This window comes from Mesorhizobium sp. (assembly GCF_004962925.1).
GTDB lineage: Bacteria > Pseudomonadota > Alphaproteobacteria > Rhizobiales > Rhizobiaceae > Mesorhizobium.
Map to the genome: position 1 here is coordinate 21,568 of NZ_SUEO01000065.1, position 2,479 is coordinate 24,046.

At 64.1% G+C, this 2,479-nt stretch carries 2 protein-coding genes; one reads left to right on the top strand and one right to left on the bottom strand.

Features of this window, described 5'->3' with window-relative positions:
• A partial coding sequence (gene dapA, locus E5W87_RS15300) for a 4-hydroxy-tetrahydrodipicolinate synthase (protein ID WP_292398728.1) occupies window positions 1-609 on the bottom strand: 609 nt, incomplete at its 3' end.
• 336 nt (window positions 610-945) lie between these two features.
• On the opposite strand from dapA, the gene E5W87_RS15305 reads away from it, so the two are divergent.
• Window positions 946-2,479: lytic transglycosylase domain-containing protein (locus E5W87_RS15305; protein WP_292398747.1), on the top strand; the 1,534-nt coding region annotated here is incomplete at its 3' end.

Genomic DNA, 2,479 nt, shown 5'->3' on the forward strand with positions numbered 1-2,479 from the left:
GCAACCGACGCCGCCATGGGCGTTGAAGCCGAGCGCCGAGGCATCCTCGCCGGAAAGCTGGATGAAATCCTTGCCGCAGGTCGCCCGCTGCTCGGAAACCCGCTCGACCTTGCCGGTGGCATCCTTGACGCCGACGATATTCTTGAAGTCGTGAGCCAACCGGCCCATCGTCTCGGGCATCATGTCGATTACCGAGCGCGGCGGGATGTTGTAGATGATGATCGGCAGGCTGGTCGCCCTGGCGACGGCGGCGAAATGTTCATATAGGCCGCGCTGCGTCGGCCTGTTATAATAAGGCGTGACGACGAGTGCCGCGTCGGCGCCCGCCTTCTCGGCATACTGCACCAGTCCCACAGCCTCCTCGGTGTTGTTGGAGCCGGCGCCGGCGACGACCGGAGCGCGGCCCTTGGCCACCTCGATGCACACCTTGACGACATGGCGGTGCTCGTCATGCGACAGCGTCGGCGACTCGCCTGTCGTTCCGACCGGAACCAGACCGGTCGTGCCTTCGGCGATCTGCCAGGCAATGAGGGCGCGAAAGGCTTTCTCGTCGAAACGGCCGCTCTTTTCGAACGGTGTCACGAGCGCGGTAAGCGAGCCTCTCAGCATGTCGTCCAACTCCTTGGGACTAGCGCATGACCCCGAAAATCGGAGCCGATTTCGGAAAGATCATGCGCCAAAATTTAAAGTGCTGCAGCGTCCGTTGCGCGTCCGAGAAGACGCGCGGCGCTGCAGGTGTTTTGTCGTGCGCGCCTTCTAGCCGAAAGCGAAGCGGCGCACCATAGTCTCGACACCGTTGCGCGGCAAGCATGGCAGTAGTGCCAGCAAGCGCAATTTGAACGACCTTGGTAGCGCTTTGTTTACGGCCTCTTCATAGCAGCCAACTAGGCTTCAGTTGATCTGTGTGCCTGTTGGTAATGTGTAAGACAGAAAATGATGAAGACCATGCCGACCAGGCAGCCTTATTTTTTTGCGCTGCTTGGCGCAATTCTTCTGCTGGCGCCGAGCGGTGTGGCCGTCGGCAACGTCGATGTGCAGGTCACGTCGGCCATTCCGATGCCACACCTGCAGGGTACGGGCCTGCAGGATACGAGATCCCCATCCGCCAGCGTCGCCAGGCTGAAGAGCGGCCTCGACGCGCTGGCGGCAAACGACATTGCCGGAGCGCGTCAAGTGCGCGAGGCTCTGCCGGTCAATTCGCTCGACCAGCACATCCTTGCCTGGGCGATCGCGCTCTATGGCGGCGACAAGGTGCCAAGCGGCGACATCGCCGATGCTGCGAAGATACTGCCTAACTGGCCGGGCATGATCGCCTTGCGCAAGAATAGCGAGCGCGCGCTCTATCGCGAGAATCCCGCGCCTGAGATCGTGGTGCAGGCATTCGGCGGCAGCCAGCCGCAAACAGTCGAGGGCGTGGTGATCCTCGCCCGATCGTATGTGTCGCGGGGCGACGTCAAGGCGGCGCGCTCGGTACTGTCGCCTTTCTGGCGCACCGAGAAACTGGAAGCCAAGGACGAAGCGGCGATCATCCAGGAATTCGGCAAGCTGATCCCCCCAGCCGACCACCGTTTCCGCATGGAGCGCATGTTCTATGCCGACCGGGTCAATTCCGCGCTGCGCGTCGCCGGCCTTGCCGGCGCCCAGCAACTGGCCGACGCCTGGGCGGCGGCGGCCAGGGGCGACAAGAACGCGGCCAAACTGCTGAAGGCGGTGCCCGCCGCGCAACGTTCGGCCGGCTATGTCTTCGCGCAGGCCGAATATCTGCGCAAGCAAGACAAGCTTTCCGACGCCGCCGCGGTGATGATGAAGGCGCCGAGCGATCGCGATGCGCTGGTCGATCCGGATGCCTGGTGGGCCGAGCGTCGAGTATTGTCGCGCGAACTGGTCGACCAGGGCGACATGAAGACCGCCTACAGGATCGTCGCAGCAGGCGCCGAAAGTGCTGCCAATGCGGCGGATGCGGAGTTCCATGCCGGCTGGTACGCGCTGCGCGGCCTCAACGACCCCAACTCCGCTGCCAAGCATTTCGGGCGGATCGCCGATCTCACCCAGGGGCCGATATCGCTGTCGCGCGCCTATTACTGGCTCGGCCGTGCAGCCGAAGCCGGTGGTCCCGGCAATGCGAAGGATCATTTCATCCGCGCCGCCGCCTATGGCACGACGTTCTACGGCCAGCTCGCCGGCGAGCGCGTCGGCCGGCAGGTGCTCAACATCGCCTATCCCTCGCCGAGCGCCGCTGATCGCCGGAATTTCGCCAATCGCGAAGCTGTCAGCGCCATCAGGCGGCTGCAGGAGGCGGGCTATGAGCGCTATGCCGACACGCTTTACCGCGACCTCGCCGGGCAGTTGAGCAGCCCCGGAGAGCTGGCGCTGCTGGCCGTGATGGCGGAAAAGCAGGGCAATCATTTCCTGGCGCTGAAAGTCGGCAAGATCGCCGGCGCTCGCGGCATCGATGTCGGCGCGCTGTCGCATCCGCTGG